The sequence below is a fragment of the Bradyrhizobium sp. LA6.8 genome (genome assembly GCF_040547935.1).
In the GTDB taxonomy this organism is placed as follows: domain Bacteria; phylum Pseudomonadota; class Alphaproteobacteria; order Rhizobiales; family Xanthobacteraceae; genus Bradyrhizobium; species Bradyrhizobium barranii.
Genome location: NZ_JBEPQQ010000007.1, coordinates 346990 through 367684, shown reverse-complemented (window position 1 = coordinate 367684; position 20695 = coordinate 346990). Strand labels below are relative to the sequence as shown.

Below are 20695 nucleotides of genomic sequence, written 5' to 3'. Positions count from 1 at the left end.
GCAGCGCACTGCACTCGACGATGCTTCGCATCGCGAGGGAAGCGCTGCGCCGCGTCCGGGGCACGAGAGTGATGAGAATGCCAATGCGCTTTGCCGCGATCGCCGACGTTCACGGGAACCATCTCGCGCTGGAGGCGGTGCTTGCCGACATCCGTGCGCAAGGCATCGCCGACATCGTCAATCTCGGCGACATGCTGAGCGGCCCGCTCGATGCGCGCCGGACCATCGAGATCCTGATGCAGCTCGACGCCGTGCACGTGCTCGGCAATCATGACCGCTACCTGCTCGACCGCCCGCCGGAAAAGATGGGATCGTGGGACCGTCCCGCCTACGAAGCGCTCAATGCCGCGCAACTCGACTGGCTGCGCGCACAGCCGATGACGCGGGTGTTTCGCGAGCAGGTTTTCCTCTGCCATGCGACGCCTGATGACGATGAAGTCTATTGGCTCGACACCGTGCATCCCGACAGTACGGTGGCGCTATCGCCGCTCGACCGCATCGAGCAGTTCGCGCAAGGCATCACGCAATCTCTGATCCTCTGCGCGCACACGCATCTCGCCCGCGCGGTGCGGCTGCGCGACGGCCGGCTGATCGTCAATCCCGGCAGCGTCGGCAGCCCCGGCTATCGCGACGTGCATCCATTCCCGCATGTCGTCGAAGCCGGTACGCCGCACGCGCGCTACGCGATCCTCGAGCTTGTCGGGAGTGCATGGCAGGTGACGTTCCGGCACGTCGCATATGACCACGAGGCGATGGCTGCACTCGCGCGCCGCAAGGGCCAGCCGGAGCTGGCGAATGCATTGGCGACGGGGTGGATCGGATAGAGGCGCTTCGTCCCGGTTGCCTCGACTCCTTAATAGGCGCGCTTATTATAAGCGTACATATTAAAGAGGGCAGCGTGCGATGAACGACGACAATGTCTGGCGGGGCGAATACGCGGTCGAGACATCGGCAGCTCCGGAGGCGATCTGGAGCATCTTCCGCGATGTGCCCGGTTGGAAAACCTGGAACGCAGGTATCGAGCAGATCGACATTGACGGGCCATTTGCGGCCGGGACCTGGTTCACGATGAAGCCTCCCGGCGAGGAGGCGCTGCGCTCGCAGCTGATCGAGGTCCGCGAGAACGCGTGCTTCATCGACGAAACGCGAGTCGGCGATCTCGTCATCAAGGTCGCCCATCGCATCGAATCCCTTGGGGCAGGACGCACGCGCATCGTTTACGCCGTTGACGCGCGAGGGCCGCAAGCGTCCGAGATCGGTCCGGCTGTCGCGTCAGACTTTCCCGATGTTCTCGCCAGTCTCGCCAAACTCGCCGAAACGAGATCGGCATGATTGCCGTCGAGCAAAAATAAAACGGCCGGCGTGTTGCCGGCCGTTGAAAGAATTCTCAGTTATGCTCGCCGCGGATCAGACCGCCGACGTGATCCACTGCTGAAGCTTTGCCTTCGGCGCCGCGCCGACCTGGCGGGAGGCCATCTCGCCGCCCTTGAAGATCATCAGCGTCGGGATCGACATCACGCCGTATTTCGACGCGGTCTTCGGGCTCTCGTCGACGTTGAGCTTCACGATCTTGACCTTGTCGCCCATCGCGCCGGCGATCTCGTCAAGCGCAGGTGCGATCATGCGGCAGGGGCCGCACCATTCGGCCCAGAAATCGACGACCACGGGGCCGTTCGCCTTGAGCACTTCGGCTTCGAAATCGGTATCGGAAACCTTGCCAACGGCCATGGGAGTACCTCACTCGGTTGAAAGAATCGGCGCGCATGGGAATCGCGCCCGGGATCATGCCGTCAACCTATGAACGGCCCCTTGCCGGGTCAAGGACGCTCACGCCGACATGAAGGGATGCCAGCGCCGCGTCCAGCGCGGGGGCTGAAATCTCCATATATTCAAGGGCCTCGGTCCAGAGCAGGACGGCCCTGATCGGCTTTTGGGGATAAAGCCGCGCCAGCACCGCCCGGTACAGCGCAAGCTGCCGGACATAGGCGGCGGGCGCCTCCGCGGCGCTTTTGGGCGCCGCCTGGTTGGTCTTGAAATCGACGATCAGAACCTCGTCCGGACGAACGACCAGCCGGTCAATCTGCCCCGACACCAGCGCTGGCGCCCGCCCCGGCCGGTCCAATCGGCCGACGATCGAGACCTCGGCACGGCTGCCGGCGGCAAACACCGGGGCAAAGCGCGGTTCGGCGATCAAGGCGAGAACCTTGTCGGCCAGCGCGGTCCGGTCGGCCTCCGTCCAGTCGGGCGCGTTGCGCGCCATGAAGCCAAGCGCGGCGTCGCGCCGGCGCTCGGGGGCGATGTCGGGGAGGGATTGCAGCAGCCGGTGCACCAGCGTGCCGCGCTGCAGCGCCACCGCGCGCGACTGCACCGATTCGCCTGACCGCACGCTACGGCCGTCCTCGGCCGACTGGCCGGAGGGGCGCACTGGATCGTCATCGACGCTATCGTGCGGTAACGGCGTCCGCAGCCAGTCCGGCAATGCGATCGATTGATCCACCGACATCGCAGGCGTGCCGAGCGCCCCGACATCCTCCGGCCGGGCGAATCGGGTCACCTTGCCGAGCGGCGTCTCGATCGTCTGCTTGTCCAGGCCCGAGCCGGTGAGCCCGGTGTCGATGAGGTCATACCAGCTCAGCTTGCGGACCGTCTTCATGTTACCGGGCATGCAGCCGCCGACGATCAGCCGATCGGCCGCGCGCGTCATCGCGACATAGAGCAGGCGGCGATACTCGTCCTCGGTCTCCTCGATCATGGCCTTGCGTGCGTCGGCGACGGGCTTGGGATCATCGGCCTTGCGCCCGGCCCAGACCACGACCTCGCCGCCATTGCCGCGCGGCACGTGGATCAGCCGGACCCGTTGCGAATCCGCGGGCGATGATGTGGTGTCGACCATGAACACGACCGAGGCTTCGAGGCCCTTGGCGCCGTGCACCGTCATGACACGCACCTCGTCGCGCGAGATCTCCATGTCGCGCTTCACCTCGGTGTCGGCCGAGCGCAGCCAGGCCATGAAACCCTGCAGCGAGGCTGGCGCCTTGCGCTCGTAGTTCAGCGCCAGCTCCAGAAACTCGTCGAGCGCGTCGTTGGCCTCATGGCCGAGCCGGCGCAGGATGCGCGCGCGTCCGCCGTCGCCGCCGAGCAGCCAGGCGTAGAACGCGAACGGAGTCTCGTCGCGCGACCGCGCCTCGCAGGCTTCAAGCCGCCGCAGTGCCGTGGCGAACGTCTCGCTTGTGGCGGCATGTTCGGCGAGCGCGCGGCGCAGCGACCCCTTGCGGCCCCAGGCGAGCTGAAACAGGTCGTCGTCATCGAGCCCGAACAGAGGGCTCTTCAGCGCAACCGCGAGCGCGAGATCGTCCTGCGGCAGCAGCAGCGCGTCCGCAAGATTCATCAGGTCGATGATCGCGATGTGCTCGGTCAGCTTCAGCCGGTCGGCGCCGGCGACCGGAACATTGGCGTGCTTCAATGCCTGGATCACGGCGTCGAACGCATTGCCGCGCCGGCGCACCAGGATCAGCATGTCGCCATAACGTAAGGGCCGGCGCTCGCCTTCGTGTCCCGTCAGCGTGCCGCTCTCGACCAGTTGCTTGATCTCGGTCTGGATGCGGCGGGCGAGCTTCACCTCGGGGCTGGTGGCGGCGACGCCATCGAACGGTGCGCGCCAGCCCTCGATCTCCTGCCTGTCATCGGGCTCGGCGAGATCCCACAGCTCGATCACGCTCGGGCCCGCATCGGCGAGCGCATTGTGCAGGGGATGGCCGATCTCGACCGAATGGATGCTCTTGTAGATCTGGGGCTCGCGGAAGACGTGGTCGACCGAGTGCAGGATCGCCGCGCCCGAACGGAACGAATAGGTGAAGGCGACCGGATCGAATTTCAGCCCGGCGGCGGTGAACTTGCGGTGCAGCTCGCGCCGGCGTGCGTCGAACTCTCGGGGCTGGGCGCCCTGAAAGGAGAAGATCGACTGCTTCTCGTCGCCGACGGCAAAGACGGTGCGGTTCAGCCCCTCGCGTGCGCCTTCGCCGGCGGTGAACTCCGAAATGATATGCGCGACGATGTCCCATTGCCGCGGGCTTGTGTCCTGGGCCTCGTCGATCAACACATGATCGACGCCGCGGTCGAGCTTGTAATGCACCCAGCCTGAAGAGACGCGGTTCAGCATCGCCAGCGTCTTGTCGATGAGGTCGTCGTAGTCGAGCAGCCCGCGCTCCTGCTTCTCACGGCGGTAGTTTGCGGAGGCCGCGGTCGCGATGTGCAGCAGGGCCGCGGTGCGGTCACGCATGGTCACCGCGCGGCGCTTCTCGATCAATCCGCCGAGGCGCTGCCCCTCGTTCTCGAACAGGCGGGCGACAGATGGGTTGTGATCGCCAAACTTCTTCGTCAGCACCGCCTTGCGCGGCAGTTTTTCATCGGTGAGGAAGACGCCGAGATAGGCGTCGACCTGCGCGGCGCCGGAAAACACCTTGGCCTCGCGGAAACGAGCGGCCTGGCTCTTGTCGGAAGAGGTGCCGTCTTCCAGCGCGAAGGCGATGTCGTCCCAGCGCGACCGCGGCAGGAATGGGCCGTCGAGAATTTCCGTCTCGACGTCCTCGATCCGATCGCTCGCCTCCACGCCGAGCACCGCCGCCATCTGCTCAGCAGCTGCCCCGGCATTGCCGGCCTCGTCGGTCCAGGCCATGAAATGATCGCGGCTGAGACAGGCCTCGCGCACGACCTCCTTGAAAGTGACGTCGGCCGCGCTCGCCATCGCGGTGAGCAGCGCGCGGCCGGTGACGGTCTCCGGATCGCGCGCAGCCTCGAGCAATACCTTCAGATTGGCGCGCTCCATCATGTCGGTCTGGTCGCGCTCGTCGATCACGGCAAAGCGCGCGGGAACATTGGCCTCGAACGGAAACTGCTGAAGCAGGCGGGTGCACAGCGCGTGGATGGTCTGCACCTTCAGCCCGCCCGGCGTCTCCAGCGCGCAGGCAAACAGCTTTCGCGCTTCGCGGCGTATTTTTCGATCGGGATGTGGGATGCCGACCGCCTTAATCGCCGCGTCGAGCGCGTTGTCGTCCAGCGTCACCCAATGGCCGAGCGTCGTGAACACGCGTTCGGCCATGTTGGCGGCGGCGGCCTTGGTGAAGGTGATGCAGAGGATCTTTTCCGGCGGCACGCCCGACAGCAGCAGTCGGATCACCCGCTGCACCAGCACATGGGTCTTGCCCGAGCCGGCATTGGCCGACACGAACGCCGACGCGGTCGGATCGGACGCGCGCGCCTGCCGCGCACGCACCTCGTCGGGAATGGGACGCGGCAGCTTCACCATTCCTCGATCCCCAGGCCGCCGGCCGCGGACCATTCCTTGATCCGGGCGAGGTCGTCATAAGTGCCGTAGCGGTTGGTCCACATCGGCAGGTTCAGCGAGGTGTACGCCTGGTTCTCGTCCTCGAAGGCACGGATCAGCGCCTCCAGCTTGGCCCGTGCTTCGGCGGCGGCCGTGTCCGGCGGCTGCGGCTCGTCGCCTTGCCTATACTTGAGCTCGAGGATGCGCTCCTCGCCGGGCGGATTGTTGCCGCTCAGGCGCACATAGACGAGCTGGCTGATGGACGAACCCGCGTCGATGTCAGGGAATCCGCCCTCGCGCAGGATCGCGGCTTCCAGCGTCAGCTGTGGTGACAGGCCCATGCGGACCTGCTTGCCGGTCGGCGGCTGCCCGGTCTTGTAGTCGAGGATGGCATAGCTGCCGCCCTGGCGCCGCTCGATGCGGTCGGCGCGGGCGGAAAGCTGGAAGCTGCGGTCGTTGTCGAGCCGGATCGAGATCTCGCCGCGCGTCTCCGCAGTGATGACCTCGATCACGTCGCGGCGTGCCGTCTCCCATTCGCCAAACCAGCGCGCGATGCGCTGGAAACGCGGCCACCACAGTGCGCGCGCTTCGGGGCGCTCCATCAGCGGCGCAAAATACTTTTCGCCGATCGCGCGCAGCACGCGCGCGGGATCGTCGGGCAGGCGCGTGGCGTAGCTTTCCGTGAACTCGCCGAGCGCATCGTGGATCGCCGAGCCGCGGTCGGCGGCCGACAGCGGCATGTCGACGGGGTCGAGCGCATCGAGCCGCAAAATGTGCTTTGCGTAGATCGTGTAGGGATCACGCAGCCAGTCCTCGATCGCGGTGACCGACATCTTGAGCGGCCGCGTCGCGCGCGGCGGCCGCGGCTCGGGCTGCTTGACCGGCTTGACCTCGTCGGGCTGGTCCAGCGCGCCCGCAAACTGCACGTATTTCTCGCCCGCGCGGATGGCCGTCTTCCAGAGCTCGTCGCCCGCGACCGCCTCTAACCGGTGCAGGAAGCGCGAGGCAACCGCCGGTGCGCCGCCGGCCTTAGCGGAATGGGTCAGGATCACCTCGTCGCCGCCGAGCAGTTGCGCGAAGTCGTGTGCGGAGAGGCCGATACGGCGCTCCGGCAAATCGAGGCCAAGCTCGTGTCGCATCGGCCGGCTGAGCCAGGGATCGATGCGCGGCGCCGGCGGCCAGACGCCTTCGATCAGGCCGCCGATGATGATCCGGTCGGCCTGCATCAGGCGCGATTCCAGCGGACCGTAGATCTGCAGCCGCGCGCCGGGTCTGTCCCGCCGCCGCACGGCCCGGTCGCTGAACGCGGTCTGGAAAACGTCGGCATAGTCAGGCAGCGTCACCATCAACCCGCTGGTGGTGCCGCCGCGCAGGAGGTCGTCGAAGGCGGCTGCGAGCGCCAGGCCCTCGCGCTCCTCGAAAGCGAGCGGGATGCCCTGCTCGTCGCGCGACAGTTCGATCATGATCTCGCGATGCCGGTGCGCGAGCTCAGCGAAGTCGTACGGTTTCGATGACGCGAGACTCTCGATCGGCGCCAACGCTTGTCGCAGGGCATCGATCAGCGCCTGGATGCGATCGAGGTCCTCTGCCTTCAGACGCGCACGTGGCTCCGCGTGGTGGAGCGCAGAGACCTCTTTGCGCCACAGCTTTGCCAGCTCCTCGCGGAAACGATTGAATTCGCGCAGCAGGCCCGCGGTGCCCGCAGGCGGCCGCGTGCCGCGCAAGACCGCAAGCTCGAGGCCCTCGATCGCCGCCTTCCATGCGCCAGGCAGCCGGCCAAGCCGGCACAACGGATGCTTCAGCATCGCCAATAGCGTCGGCGGCTCCAATCCCTTGGTCGCCGCTTCCGATGCCAGACGCGCAAAAACGCCGGCCGACGTTTCCATCAGCACGTCGCCGCCGGAATCGTCGAAGGCGAGATCCCATCGCGTGAGCGCGGCCATCACCCGCCGCGCCAGCGCGCGGTCCGGCGTCACCAGTGCCGCCGATTTGTCGAGATGCCGCGCCTCGCGCATCGCAATGGCGATCGCGAGCGCTTCCATTTCAGGATTGGGGGCTTCGACGACCGCAAGGTTTGTCATGCCGCCCGCGATCTTCGCGGCGACGTCAGGCTGCTTCAGCCGGTCGTGCCAGACTTCCGTCTTGGCAGATGGCCGCATCGATTCGGAGGCGAGCAGATCGCGGCCGCCGTCCGCTGCCGGTTGAAGCAGCTCGACATCGCCGCGCTTGATGCCAAAGCGCTCCAGCAGCGCGTGCATGGCATATTGCGGATGGTTCGACGCCGGATGCTCCGCGAACTTGCCGAGCGAGTCGCGCACGCCGCCGATGGTCCGCCAGGCGTCGTCGTCGAGATCGGTGTCGAGGCCAGGCAGTACCACCGCGCCATGCGGCAGCGCGGCGACCGCATGGAGGAATTTTGCGGTGGCCGGCATCGAGCCGGTCGAGCCGGCGGCGATCACCGGACCATGGGGATGCGCGGTCAGCCGCTTCGCTTCCGCCGCGATCAGGAGGTCGCGCCGCGCCGCGGGCTCGATCCGGTTGATCTCCGCGAGATGGCCGGGCCACGCGATGCGCGCGATCCGCAAAAATTCGAGCGAGTGCTGCCAGTAGCGGTCGAGCATATCAGGCACCAGGCCGTCGAGCGCGCTCCAGTCGACGCCGCGCGTCACCATGTCGTCGATCAGGCGTGCGAGGTCGCCGGCCAGCGCGAGCGTCGAGGCGGGGCCGCCGACCACCAGCGGGGACAGCACCGGGCCTTTGGCCCAGGCGGCCACGAGCTGCGCCAGCGTCAGCCGCCGTTCGAGCTCGCCAAGCCGTGGCGGAATGTCGAGCGGCGTTCCGCCGGAGAACTGCTCGCCCTCGTCGGCGAAAGCGAGTTCGTCCTCGTCGATGTCGCCGAGCGCGACGATGCGCGGCAGCACCACCGCATCGGCCGCCATCTCGTCGAGAAAGATCTCGCGCACGACGCGCATGGCGCGCCTTGTCGGCAGGTACAGCGTGGCATCCGCAAGCCGCGCCGGTTCCTTGCGCGCCTCGAATCCGTCGACCAGCCGGCCGTCGAGCAGGCTCGAGACGACCGTGCGCAGGAACGGAACTGAGATGGGAACGCTGAAAACGCGCATGGGCTGCCTGATTCGGGAATCAGGCGCCAATATAGGGAGGCGGATTCAAATGGATATGGGTGGAGGGGAGATAGTCCCCGCTGTTCGCTTTACACCGCTCTCGTGCCCCGGACGCAACGCGGCATGAAATGATGCGTTGCTGAGCCGGGGCCCAGACGTCGACATCACGAATGTGGCTGTGTGGGTCCCGGCTCTGCGGAGCGACACTTCGTGCCGCACCGCGTCCGGGACAAGAGAGCTGGCCCTACGCCACGCTCTCCAGAAACGCCTCTTCCGCCGCATGCACGGCGTCGGGCGTGCCGACATGCATCCAGACGCCGTCGAGGCGGAGGCCGAACAGCCGCTCCTGCTCGTTGGCGCGGTCGAACATTTTTGTCAGCGAGAACTCGCCCGTCGGCGCATCGGCGAAGATCGAGGGCGACAGGATCGCCGCGCCGGCATAGACGAACGGAACGACCTCTTTTTCCTTGCGCTTGCGCAGGGCGCCGTCGGGCAGCATGCCGTAATCGCCGCGGCCGCTATAGCCGATGCTGGTCGCGGTCGGCGCCATCAAGAGCAGGATGTCCATGCGCTCAGGATCGAAGTTTTCCGCAAGCCGCGCCAGGTTCGAGCGCACGCCGTCGATCCACAGCGTGTCGGAATTGACATGGAAGAACGGCGCGTCGCCGAGCAGCGGCAGCGCCTTGACCACGCCACCGCCGGTGCCGAGCACCTGGTCGCGCTCGTCCGAGATGGTCACGCGCGGATGCTGGCGGGATGCGGTGTGGTTGATGATCTGGTCCGGCAGATAGTGCACATTGACGATCGCCTCGGTCACGCCGGCGTCGCCGAGCTTGTCGAGCACATGGTCCAGCAGCGGCTGGCCGGCCACCGGCACGAGCGGCTTCGGCATCTTCTCCGTCAACGGACGCATGCGCAGCCCGAACCCCGCAGCGAGCACCATGGCTTTGGTCGGCTTGACGGACATCGTTCGCTTTCTCAGACTCGTCTTTCCCGGAATCCTGGACTTGAGAACTTTTGAAGTTCGCGTACGCAGCAATCCTAACACGGACCGCAATTGGCCGCACCGCGTCTTAACCGCCTTAACCACCTGCCGTGACGGTTGTACGACGGGTGTGGCCGTCACGCCCCAACGGATGTGGAACGCGCCTTCTTCTTCTTGTCGCCGAGCTTGAGAAAATTGACGCCGATCTGGTCGCCGTTGACCCACGCCAGCTCACAGCGACGGTACGCAAGTCCGGTGGACGACAGCAGGAGAAAAAATTCCTTCAGATGCAGGCCCTCGACCGAGCCGTCGATGGTCAGCTTGGCACCGCTCTCGGAGACGTCCTCCATGGTGCACTCGCGCCGCCAGGTGCCGTCGATCCCCATCATCTGGGCCGGTATCCCGCGCTCGAAAACAACCCGGCTGTTGCCACGATGGTCCGTCTTGACCGCCATCTGCCCTTGCTCCAGCCCCGTCCTTGTCCGGCTGCCTGCGGGCGATGATACCGATGCGATGGCTAACAGGCGGTAAATCGGGCCGCGAATCAGGCTTGGGGCTGCTCTTCAGGCTGCTCTTCGGACGGCTCTTGGGACGCCCCCTGGGGCGGCGGGACGTTGGCGAGATACCAGTCGCGCAGGTGAGCCAGCGCGGGATGTGCCAGCGAGCGCTGGAGGTAGGTCCAGATCCGCGGCTGGTGGCGCAGATAATGCGGCTTACCGTCGCGGCGGTTGAGGCGGGCGAAGGTGCCGAGCAGGCGCGTGTTCCGCTGCGCCGACATGATGGCGTAGAGCTCGGCGAAGCCGGCCGGATCGAAGCTCGCATCGGCCGTGCGCCGCGCCTTGATGTAGCGCGACAGCAGTGTCAGCTCGAGGGTCTCAGGGACGTCGATACGCGCGTCCTGCAGCAGCGACACTACGTCATAGGAGCGCGGCCCGAGCACGGTGTCCTGGAAGTCGATCACGCCGACGCGCGCCATGCCAGTACGATCGGCGAGCCAGATCAGATTGGGCGAGTGGTAGTCGCGGATGATCCAGGTTTTTGGCGCGGCCAGCGGCTTCTTCAGCAGCTCGCGCCACATCGCGAAGAATTCCGCGCGCTTCTCGTCGCTCAGTGGCGCGTTGCGATCGGGCAGATACCATTCCGGCATCAACCCGATCTCGATCAGCAGCGCCTCGGTGTCGAAGGCAGGAATGGTGTAGGTCTGATCCGCCAGCCGCAGCGTCTCCGGCAATGTCTTGCTGTGCAGCACGGCCAGCACGTCGGTCGCAGCTTCGTAACGTTCGGCGATCGGGCGCGGCGGATCGCCTTCGATCACGCCGTCGCTGCCGAAATCCTCGGAGATCAGGAAGCCGTGGTCGAGATCGTAATGGTGGATCGCGGGCGCTGAGACTCCCGCCACGCGCAGGCCTTCGTCGACGGCAACGAACGGCTTGATGTTCTCGGCAAGATGCACCGCCGCGCTGTAGGATTTTCCGTTGTACATCGCAGCGCCGTCGGGCCGCTGCGGAAAGTTCATGAGGATGACGATCTCGTCGTTACGCTGCAGCCGCGCATAGGAGCGGGTCGAGGCATCGCCGGCCATGTGCTTGCGCGTTGCATCCATGTAGCCGGATGCCTCGAGGAATTCCCGCAGCGCCTTCAGCCGCGCGACTTGCGCGGCGGCCTTGCCGTAACCGGTGATGTCGGCGGCGCGCGCATTCGAGCCCAGCGCCGGCCGGTGCGTCAGCGCGATGTCGATGCGGTCTTGCGGCATCGCCGACGGTGCGCGTTCCGGCCATTCGATCAGGACGAGCGTGGCATCGGGAAGCGGCGACAGGCCGATCTCCTCGAGCTCGCTTTCGTCCTCGACGCGGTAGAGATCGGCATGCATCACCGGAAACGGCGGCAGCTCGTAACCCTGCACCAGCGTGAAGGTCGGGCTCGGGACTTCCAGCGCCTCGTCGCTGGCGAGATAGCGGATCATGGCGCGCGCAGCCGCAGTCTTGCCGGCACCGAGATCGCCGGTGAGGGTGATGACGTCGCCGGGGCCGACCAGCAGCGCGAGGTCGGCCATCAATTGCGCAGTGGCCGTCTCGTTGACAAGCGCGACGGAGAATGTGGTCGGTTCAGTCATTCGGCGGCGTCGCGATGCGCCGCCTGGTCGGTCGGGAAGTCGCAGATCACGACCGTGCCCCTGCCCACGATCGAATCCACCCGCACCTTGCCGCCATGCAGCTCGACGAAGGAGCGCACCAGCGACAGGCCGAGCCCGGCGCCGCGGTGACGCGACCCCTGCGAGCGGCTTTCGAACCAGTTGAACACCTTGTCCTTCATGTCGGCAGGTATTCCAGGCCCGGAATCTGTCACAGTGAAGACCACGCTGCGTTCGGTGCGGCGTGCGCTGATGCCGACGGTGGAATCCTGTGGAGAAAACCCGACGGCGTTGGCGAGGAGGTTATAGAGCACCTGCACCACGCGCTTCTCGTCGCCGACGAAGCTGCCGATATCGGGCGCGATCTCGACCTTGAGGCGGATGCGGTCGGTGGCGAGGCGGTCCTGGATACCCTCGGCGGCGAGTTCGATGGCCTTGCTGACGTCGACCGGGCCGAGTTCCAGCTTCATGGCGCCGGCATCGATCGTGGCGAGATCCAGGATGTTGTTGGTCAGCGCCAGCAGGGCGTTGGTGGATTTGGTGACGTAGTCGAGATATTCGGCCTGTTTCGGCGTCAGCGGCCCGGTCGAGGGATCGCTGAGGAAATGCGCGAAGCCGATGATGGTGGTGAGCGGCGAGCGCAGCTCGTAGGAGACGTGGTGGACGAAATCCACCTTCATCTGGTCGGCGGCCTCCAGCGCCTCGTTGCGCTCGCGCAGCGCACGCTCGACATTCTCGGTGTCGGTGATGTCCTGGAACGTCAGCATGGTCGCGCCGTCATGCAGCGGACGGATCATGCCGTCGAGCACGCTGCCGTCCTTGCGCTCCAGCTTCAGCGGCACGTCGGCGCGGCTCTCGATCGAGGTGACGGCCTCGCGGATCTGCCGCCAGACTTGCGGGTCGTCGAACAGCTGATGGCACCAGCCTTCGACCGTCTGGATGTGCGGCTCGTCGCGCATGGCGTCGCTCGACAGCTTCCACATCCGGACGAAGGCCGGGTTGAACAGCTGCGCCCTGCCGTTGCTGCCGAACACCGCGACGCCCTCGGCGAGGCTGTCCAGCGTCTCGCGCTGGACGCGGATCATGCCGTCGAAGCGGCGGGCGAGCTCGAGGCTTTCGGTGACGTCGTCGAACAGATAGGTGACGCCGCCTTCCGGATTCGGCGTGGTGACGACGGAGAGCGCGCGGCCGTCGGGCAGGTACCAGGTGTCCTTGGCGGCCTCGACCGCGCGATAGGCCTCGTGCAGCTTGGCCTTCCAGGCGCGGAAGTCCGGCTGCTCCGGCAGCTTGCGCGCTGCGCGGAGCTGGTCGAGCACGCTGGAATCGTCGGGATTGGCGTCGAGGAAGATGCGGTCGAGGTCCCACAGCCGGCGGTAGGAATCGTTGTAGAAGGCGAGCCGGCGCTGGCCGTCGAACACGGCAACGCCCGAGGAGAGCTGGTCGAGCGTGCGCCGATGCGCCTCCGCCATCCGCACCAGCGCCGAGCTCAGGGCATCCGCCTCGCTGGCATCGATCGCGACGCCGACATTGCCGCTGCCAACATTGACCGCGCGGACGTCGTAGATGCGCCGCTCGCCGCCGATCACGATCGGCAGCCGCGAGGTGAAACTGGCCGCATCCTTCAGGCCCCGCTCCATCGCGGTCCGGTCGGCACTGTCGAGCAGCTCGAGCTTGCGCTGCTGGGCGTCGGTGACGCTGCTTGCCTCGGTCGCGCGCACATAGGCCGGATTGGCGTAGCTCAGCGCGCCGTTCTCGGCCTTGGCCCAGATCGGCCAGGGCGCGGCGGCGGCAAAGCCGCGCAGCATCTCGGTCTCGTCGGCGAGGGCCTTGTAACGCAGATTGGTCTCGGCCAGATCGCGCCGGAGACCGGAGAGTTCGCGAATCCTGACAATGGCCTGGCCGCCGATGGCGCGGCCGATGGCCTCCAGCGTGTGGCCATGTGCGGTGGTCAGCGTCAGCTGGAACCCGTCGCCGCGATCACGCAGCGCATCGACCGCGTGATCCATTTGGAGCGCAGGTTCCGGCGGCAGCCACGTTCCGAACGCGAGGACGCGCTGGGGGGAGGAATCGCGCGGCAGCACCATGGAGATGTCGCCGGAAATCTGCGCGCGATTGTCGCCGGCCGGCCACGAGATCAGGATCTGCGGCTCCGCGAACAGCAGCGCGCCGAAGCGATCGGACTGGAGTTGCAGTTCCCCGATGCGTGCGCGCAGCCGCGCCTCGTTCTTCGCCGTGCGCACGCGCGTGCGCATCAACAGGATCGCGGCCACGACCGAGAAGCCGAGCAGCGCGAGCGCGGTGGCCAGCACCGCGAGTTCCTGCCGGTTGAAGTCCAGCATTATGGAAAGTGTGTCGACGAGGTCGGCAGCCTCAGCCGGCGCAGCCGGCAGCAGCGCCGCGAGAGCGCCTCCCAACAAGCCGTTGCGCGCCAACGATGTGCACGACAGCAGCGTCCGACGCATCGACACGATCACGCCTGACATAGTTGCCCCAGATCGCACGAATTTGCGCGCGGCGACCCCCGTCGCGCGCGAATCAAACGACAATACCCCCACCGTGACTCCAGCGGTAAGAGTCCAGATCGTGAACGCAAAGGCGGTCCCACAAAAATGCCGGGCGCGCTGTTCCAATCCACCTGGTTCTTCGGGATGATTCGGCTGGAGTTGCCGTGTGTTAGCGGCCGGTTGAGCCGAAGCCGCCGGCGCCGCGATCGGTCGCGGACAATGTCGCCACGGGAACCAGCGCGGCCTGCACCACCGGCGCAATCACCATCTGCGCGATGCGCTCGCCGCGCTTGACCACGAAGGGCGCCGCGCCGTGGTTGATCAGGATCACCTTGATCTCGCCGCGATAGTCCGCGTCGATCGTGCCGGGCGAGTTCAGCACGGTGACGCCGTGCTTGGCGGCAAGGCCCGAGCGCGGCCGCACCTGCGCCTCGTGGCCGGGCGGCAGCGCGATCGCGAGGCCGGTCGGCACCAGCGCATATTGGCCGGCGGCGAGCGTCAGCGGCTCGCTGTCGGGAACTGCGGCCATCAGGTCGAGGCCGGCGGCTTCGGAGGTCTGGTAGGCCGGCAGCGGAAGGCCTTCGGCGTGGGCCAGTTGCTGCAGTTCGACCGTGACTTTCGTGCTCAAGATGCCGGCTCCCGGGATTTGTCGGTCACGCTCTTTGCGACATGCGCGACCAGCTCGATGGCGACCTGTTCCTTGGTCATCACCGGCCAGGAATCAACTGCGATCTCGCCGTCCTCCTCACCATTCTTGCGACTGATCAGATGTACGGTGTTGCGGTCGCCGCCCATCACGCCGGTTGCCGGCGAGACGTCATTGGCGACGATCCAGTCGCAGCCCTTGCGGGCCAGCTTGGACTTGGCGTTGTCGATGAGGTGCTCGGTCTCGGCGGCAAAGCCGATCACCAGCGGCGGGCGCCGGTCGGTCAGCTTCGAGATCGTGGCGAGAATGTCGGGATTCTCGACCAGCTGAAGCGGCGGCATGCCGGCCGAGGTCTTCTTCAGCTTCTGCTCGCCCTCACTGGCGACCCGCCAGTCGGCGACTGCGGCCGCGAAGATCGCGATGTCGGCGGGAAGCGCCGCCTGCACCTGCTCCAGCATCTGCCGGGCCGATTCCACGCGCTTCACTGTCACGCCCGGGGGATCGCCGAGATCGACCGGGCCGCTGACCAAGATCACCTCGGCACCCGCAGCTTGCGCGGCGGCGGCGATGGCAAAGCCCTGCTTGCCGGACGAGCGGTTGGCGATGTAGCGCACCGGGTCGATCGGCTCGTGGGTGGGGCCTGCGGTGATCAGCACGCGCTTGCCGGCGAGCGGGCGCGGCACCGGCGGACGCAGCAGGCGCTCGGCGGCGGTGGCGATCTCGATCGCTTCGGACATGCGGCCGATTCCGGCTTCGCCGGCCTCGGCCATCTCGCCGGAATTCGGGCCGATCAGGACCACGCCGTCACGCTGAAGCTGCGTGACGTTGCGCCGGGTCGCCGCATTGTTCCACATCAGCGGATTCATCGCCGGCGCGAGCAGGATCTTGCGGTTGGTCGCAAGCAGGATGGCGCTGGCGAGATCATCGGCATGGCCATTGGCCATCTTCGCCAGGAGGTCGGCGGTCGCGGGCGCGACGACGATCAGGTCGCACTCGCGCGCCAGGCGAATGTGCCCGGCGTCGAACTCGCTCTGGGGGTCGAACAGGTCGGTGTAGACGCGCTCATGCGACAGCGCGCTCACGGCCAGCGGCGTGACGAATTGCTGCGCCGCCTTGGTCAGTACGCAGCGGACCTCGATCCGGCGTTCCTTGAGCCTGCGGATCAGGTCGAGCGACTTATAGGCCGCGATCCCGCCCCCGATGATCAGGGTGACGCTGGCCTCGGGGAGGGCGCCGGTCCGTTGCGGCGTGGGGGCGGTGGACTGGGCCGGAGGCAGCGCAAACGGCGTCAGCGGCTCCTCGCGGCCCTCGATCAGCTCCCCGAGGATGACCCGGACCTCTTCCTCGACCGACCTGCGGTTCCTGGCCGAGCGCAGGCGCAAATAGGTTTTGACGCCCTCGTCGAGCTTGCGGATGGTCAGGCTTGCCATGATGCCCCTCCAGCACGGAATGATAGCGATGCTATCGTTTCCGTGATTGCAGTGCAATCACAGATTCCGAACGGCGATCAGGATTCCGATGAAGGTGGCGGCGATGATCCAGAGCGCCACGGTGCGCCAGCGGTTCTTGCGGCCTTCGCTGCGCCCCATCGCGGCGATGCTCTCCGGCGACAGCCGCAGGCCCTCCCGCGTCATGGTCTCCAATTGCTCGAGCACCACGACGGAGCGCTGCGCGATGTCGGGCAGGCGCATCAGCACGCGGGCGAGGTCGCTGCCGCCGGACAGCGCGCCCTGCACCCGGCCGAGCGGGCCGAGATTGCGCTCGATCCATTCGCGCACCACGGGGTCGGCGACCTTCCAGATGTCGAGCTTGGGATCGAAGGCGCGCGCCACGCCCTCGACGACCACCATGGTCTTCTGCAGCAGGATCAGCTCGGGCCGCGTCGTCATGTCGAACAGACCGGTGACCTCGAGCAGCAGCGTCAGCAGCCGCGCCATCGAGATCTCTTCCGCCGTGCGGTTGTGAATGGGCTCACCGATGGCGCGGATCGCTTGCGCAAAGTTCTCGACCGAGTGGTGCGCCGGCACATAGCCCGCCTCGAAATGCACCTCAGCGACGCGGCGATAGTCGCGGGTGATGAAGCCGAGCAGGATTTCGGCGAGGAAGCGCCGCTCCTTCATCCCGAGCCGGCCCATGATGCCGAAATCGACCGCGACCAGACGGCCGGCGTCATCGAGGAACAGATTGCCCGGATGCATGTCGGCGTGGAAGAAGCCGTCGCGGAGCGCGTGGCGCAGAAAACTCTGGATCACCTTGCGGCCGAGATCGGGCAGGTCGACCTGCGCCTCTGCCAGGCGCTTGTGATCGTTCAGCGCGATGCCGTCGATCCACTCCATCGTCAGCACGTTGTGCGTGGTGCGGTCCCAGTCGACGGTCGGCACGCGAAAATCAGGATCGTCGCCCGTGTTCTCCGCCATCTCCGACATTGCAGCCGCTTCCAGCCGCAGGTCCATCTCCATCGCGACCGAGCGCGACATGGTGTTGATGACTTCGATCAGGCGCAAACGCCGCGCCTCGCTCGAATAGGTCTCGGCCTTGTGCGCGACGTAGAAGAAATCGGAGAGATCACGGCGGAATCGCGAGGCCACGTTCGGCCGCAGCACCTTCACCGCGACAGGCCTGCGGACACCGTCGCGCGACACCTCGCCGCGATGCACCTGCGCGATCGAGGCGGCGGCGACCGGCGGGCCGAGGCTCGCGAACACGTCCTTGAGCGGACGCTCCAGCGAGCTCGCGATCGCAGCTTCCGCTTCGGCTTGCGAAAACGGCGGCAAGCGATCCTGGAGGCTTTCCAGATCACGCGCCATGACGACGCCGACGACGTCGGGACGCGTGGCCAGAAACTGCCCGAGCTTGAGATAGGCTGGGCCCATCCGGGTCAGCGCGCGCGTCAGCCGTGGTCCGTGCTTTGGACCGCGCCGTTCGACGAGGCGCGCAAGCTTCAGCGCGAGTTGCCCTGGCGGCGGCACCAGGGTCGGATCGACGGAACCGAACACGCCCTCGCGCGCAAACACGAACGCGGCGCGGATCAGGCGCGAAATGTGGGTAATGGAAGAAATCACAAACGCCAGCCCGAATGCAGTGCGACGATGCCGCCGGACAATGTCTGCCAGCCGACGCGGGCGAAGCCGGCGTCGCGGATCATGTCGGCGAAGGCGTTGGGTTTCGGAAACTTGCGGATCGATTCGACGAGATACTGGTAGGACTCGGCGTCGCCCGTGACCATGCGGCCGAGCGGCGGGATCACCTTGAACGAGAACAGGTCATAGATCCGGTCGAGCCCAGGCATCTCGACGGTGGAGAATTCCAGGCACAGGAAGCGGCTGCCGGGCTTCAGCACGCGATAGGCCTCGCGCAGCGCCAGGTCGATCCGCGGCACATTGCGAATGCCGAAAGCGATCGTATATGCGTCAAAGCTGCGGTCGGCGAAGGCGAGCGCTTCGGCATTGCCCTCGACGAAATCGACCTGGGTCTCGAGATGCCGCTTCGCGGCACGCTCGCGGCCCACGGCCAGCATCTCGGCGTTGATGTCGCACACCGTGGCATGGAAGCCGGGACCTGCCGCGTTGGCAGCGCGGAACGAGATGTCGCCGGTGCCGCCGGCAACATCGAGCAGCGCGAACGGCCGGTCACCCCGCGGCGGGTTGAGCGCGGTGATCATGATGTCCTTCCAGACCCGGTGCAGGCCACCGGACATCAGGTCGTTCATCAAGTCATAGCGCGACGCCACGCTGTGAAACACATCGTTCACCAGCGTCTGCTTGTCCCCCAGGGGAACGTCCCTGAAGCCAAAATGCGTGGTTTCGCCCGGCCGATCCATTACTCTACTCCACTGGGCGGACCATAGCGCGGCCGCCGCAATGGCGCTATCACACCGCCCTCATAAGGTGAATGCCTGACCATGCCTGAATTGCCCGAAGTCGAGACCGTCCGCCGCGGCCTTCAGCCCGTCATGGAGGGTGCGAAAATCCTCGTCGCGGAGGCCCGCAGGCCGGATCTGCGCTTTCCCTTCCAGCCCGATTTCGTGGCCCGGCTCCAGGGGCAGGTCGTCACGGGGCTTGGCCGCCGTGCAAAATATCTCATGGCCGATCTCGCCTCCGGCGACGTGCTGCTGATGCATCTGGGCATGTCGGGCTCGTTCCGCGTCATCAAGCCGGACAACGAGACCGCGCCGGGCGAGTTTCACTACCCGCGTGGCAAGGACTCCACGCACGACCACGTGCTGTTTCGGATGTCCTCCGGCGCCGACATCGTGTTCAACGATCCGCGCCGCTTCGGTTACATGAAAGTGATCGCGCGCAACGCGCTTGAAGACGAGCCACTGCTGCGCGATCTCGGCCCCGAGCCGCTCGGCAACGAATTCGACGCTGCGATGCTGGCGCGATCGTGCGAGGGCAAGACGACGAGCCTGAAGGCCGCGCTGCTCGACCAGCGCGTGGTCGCCGGGCTCGGCAACATCTATGTCTGCGAAGCGCTGCATCGCTCGCATCTGTCGCCGCGCCGCATTGCCGCGACGCTCGCGACCAAGGGTCGCAAGGGTGTTGGCGGCGGCGAGCCGACCGATCATGCGAAGCGGCTGGTGAGTGCCATTCACACTGTGCTCAACGACGCGATCAAGGCCGGCGGCTCGAGCTTGCGCGACCATCGCCAGACCTCGGGCGAGCTCGGCTATTTCCAGCATTCCTTCAAGGTCTATGACCGCGAGGGCGAGACCTGCAAGACGCCAGGGTGCGGCGGCACCGTGAAGCGATTCACCCAGAACGGGCGCTCCACCTTCTGGTGTCAGAAATGTCAGAAGTGACGTAGCACCGTAGCCCGGATGAAGCGCAGCGCAATCCGGGTCCAGCCTCTCCGCGGAGAGACTTTCCCGGATTTCGCTTCGCTTTATCCGGGCTACAAGAAGCCGCGCTTGCAATGACGGGTGGATGGAGCGTCCCAAAAACGCGAGGCGAAGCAATCCGGCCGGGCTGGTGGCCGGATTGCTTCGTCGCTTGGACCCTTCAACCGGATAAGTGAAGAGGCCGCCTGTCCTCCGAGCGATCGCCCCGCTCAGGACGCCAGTGTCGTGGTCTCGTCCGCCGCGTGTTCGGCGGCGACGTGCAGCATCCCGTCCGCGACCGAGATGACCTGGTCGATCAGGACATTGGTCGTGGCTTCGAGTTCGAGCCGGGTCTCGATCCAGCGCCAGAGGCCGCGGATCTCGTCCGCCGACTTGCCGTTCGGCGCGAATTCGCTGACGGCGAGGCCGCTCGCGAGCGAGTCCTGGTGGTCGTTGCGCATCACGATCAACGGGCGTGCGAGCACCTCGGCGAGATCGAGCGCGGCTTCCTCGGCGAGGGTGTTGGCGGCGTTGTCGATGCGCTGGCCACGGATCGGCGCCTGGTTCAGCACAAAGCCGTAGGGCCGCTTCCAGGCGCGCGCGACGCTCAGCGTCGAGACGGTCGCCTCGATGTCGGCAACGCTCGGGCGAGCGGGAATCAGGCAGAGGTCGGAATGGCGGATCGCGGCGGTGGTCGCGGCGCTGAGGCCGGCCGCGGTGTCGACGATCGCGAGCTGCAAGCCGCTGTCGGCCAGCATCTTCAGGCGCGGCGCGATGTCGGCCGCGTGATAGATCGGCTCGACGACGAGATCGTCAGCGTGGCGGCGGCGCAGCCAGTTGGACAGGGTACCCTGCGGGTCGGTTTCGATCAGGCGGACGGTGAAGCCGGCCTGCTTGGCCGCCAGCGCGAGGCCGATGGCAAGCGTGCTCTTGCCACTGCCACCCTTTTGGGTGGCCAGTACGATCGTGTGCATGGAAAGTTGAATCCTTTGGAATGCTTGGGTCTGTGGGGTAACGCCACGCGAACGTGCATCGCTTCTCGATGCTGAGCTCTACTCGCTCAGGACGTGCCCTGCCCGATCCAAAGGGGACCGCGGATGTCCGAATCAACGGTAACGATGATGGCAGAATCGGGAATGCCAGCTAATCCGTACCAATACTGGAC

General features: G+C 66.5%; 15 protein-coding genes. 3 read left to right on the top strand and 12 right to left on the bottom strand.

Annotated elements, in window-relative coordinates; translation table 11 throughout:
* The first annotated feature begins 83 nt into the window (after positions 1-83).
* Both ABIA90_RS30915 and ABIA90_RS30910 read left to right on the top strand, forming a co-directional pair.
* Positions 84-824, top strand: coding sequence for a metallophosphoesterase family protein (locus ABIA90_RS30915; protein ID WP_354119240.1), 741 nt, complete (start codon positions 84-86; stop codon positions 822-824).
* A 79-nt stretch (positions 825-903) separates the two neighbouring features.
* A complete protein-coding gene (locus tag ABIA90_RS30910) occupies positions 904-1332 on the top strand; it encodes an SRPBCC family protein (protein WP_354119152.1) in 429 nt (142 codons plus the stop codon).
* A gap of 75 nt (positions 1333-1407) precedes the next feature.
* On the opposite strand, the gene trxA is transcribed toward ABIA90_RS30910, so the two are convergent.
* The 11 genes from trxA to ubiE form a co-directional block, all read right to left on the bottom strand.
* Positions 1408-1728 carry a thioredoxin gene (gene trxA, locus ABIA90_RS30905; protein WP_007598398.1) on the bottom strand — a complete coding sequence of 107 codons (321 nt, stop codon included), beginning with the start codon at positions 1726-1728 and terminating at the stop codon, positions 1408-1410.
* A 67-nt stretch (positions 1729-1795) separates the two neighbouring features.
* On the bottom strand, positions 1796-5305 hold the full coding sequence (gene addA / locus ABIA90_RS30900) for a double-strand break repair helicase AddA (protein WP_354119151.1): 3510 nt from the start codon (positions 5303-5305) through the stop codon (positions 1796-1798).
* Positions 5299-8445, bottom strand: a complete 3147-nt coding sequence (gene addB / locus ABIA90_RS30895; RefSeq protein ID WP_354119150.1) for a double-strand break repair protein AddB — start codon at positions 8443-8445, stop codon at positions 5299-5301. The genes addA and addB overlap by 7 nt, the downstream gene beginning before the upstream one ends.
* A gap of 244 nt (positions 8446-8689) precedes the next feature.
* A complete protein-coding gene (locus ABIA90_RS30890; RefSeq protein ID WP_063980162.1) occupies positions 8690-9412 on the bottom strand; it encodes a nucleotidyltransferase family protein in 723 nt (240 codons plus the stop codon).
* 155 nt (positions 9413-9567) lie between these two features.
* Positions 9568-9885, bottom strand: a complete 318-nt coding sequence (locus ABIA90_RS30885; protein WP_014490931.1) for a PilZ domain-containing protein — start codon at positions 9883-9885, stop codon at positions 9568-9570.
* Positions 9886-9974: 89 nt separating this feature from the next.
* On the bottom strand, positions 9975-11543 hold the full coding sequence (tsaE, locus tag ABIA90_RS30880; protein ID WP_354119149.1) for a tRNA (adenosine(37)-N6)-threonylcarbamoyltransferase complex ATPase subunit type 1 TsaE: 1569 nt from the start codon (positions 11541-11543) through the stop codon (positions 9975-9977).
* Positions 11540-14044 carry a sensor histidine kinase gene (locus tag ABIA90_RS30875; protein WP_354119148.1) on the bottom strand — a complete coding sequence of 835 codons (2505 nt, stop codon included), beginning with the start codon at positions 14042-14044 and terminating at the stop codon, positions 11540-11542. Before ABIA90_RS30875 ends, tsaE begins: the two co-directional genes overlap by 4 nt.
* 190 nt (positions 14045-14234) lie before the next feature.
* Entirely contained in the window at positions 14235-14693 is a 459-nt protein-coding gene (gene dut / locus ABIA90_RS30870) for a dUTP diphosphatase (protein ID WP_247306073.1), read from the bottom strand.
* Positions 14690-16141 carry a bifunctional phosphopantothenoylcysteine decarboxylase/phosphopantothenate--cysteine ligase CoaBC gene (gene coaBC / locus ABIA90_RS30865; protein ID WP_354119147.1) on the bottom strand — a complete coding sequence of 484 codons (1452 nt, stop codon included), beginning with the start codon at positions 16139-16141 and terminating at the stop codon, positions 14690-14692. Before coaBC ends, dut begins: the two co-directional genes overlap by 4 nt.
* A gap of 57 nt (positions 16142-16198) precedes the next feature.
* Complete coding sequence (gene ubiB / locus ABIA90_RS30860; RefSeq protein WP_354119146.1) at positions 16199-17773, bottom strand: 2-polyprenylphenol 6-hydroxylase; 1575 nt, start codon at positions 17771-17773, stop codon at positions 16199-16201.
* Complete coding sequence (gene ubiE / locus ABIA90_RS30855) at positions 17770-18531, bottom strand: bifunctional demethylmenaquinone methyltransferase/2-methoxy-6-polyprenyl-1,4-benzoquinol methylase UbiE (protein ID WP_166063855.1); 762 nt, start codon at positions 18529-18531, stop codon at positions 17770-17772. The genes ubiB and ubiE overlap by 4 nt, the downstream gene beginning before the upstream one ends.
* A gap of 81 nt (positions 18532-18612) precedes the next feature.
* Here ubiE and mutM point away from each other — a divergent pair, with 81 nt between their 5' ends.
* Positions 18613-19512, top strand: coding sequence for a bifunctional DNA-formamidopyrimidine glycosylase/DNA-(apurinic or apyrimidinic site) lyase (gene mutM, locus ABIA90_RS30850; RefSeq protein ID WP_354119145.1), 900 nt, complete (start codon positions 18613-18615; stop codon positions 19510-19512).
* 248 nt (positions 19513-19760) lie between these two features.
* Here the strand turns inward: mutM and ABIA90_RS30845 are convergent, their stop codons facing one another.
* Positions 19761-20504, bottom strand: a complete 744-nt coding sequence (locus ABIA90_RS30845) for a nucleotide-binding protein (RefSeq protein WP_085405035.1) — start codon at positions 20502-20504, stop codon at positions 19761-19763.
* Positions 20505-20695 lie beyond the last annotated feature (191 nt).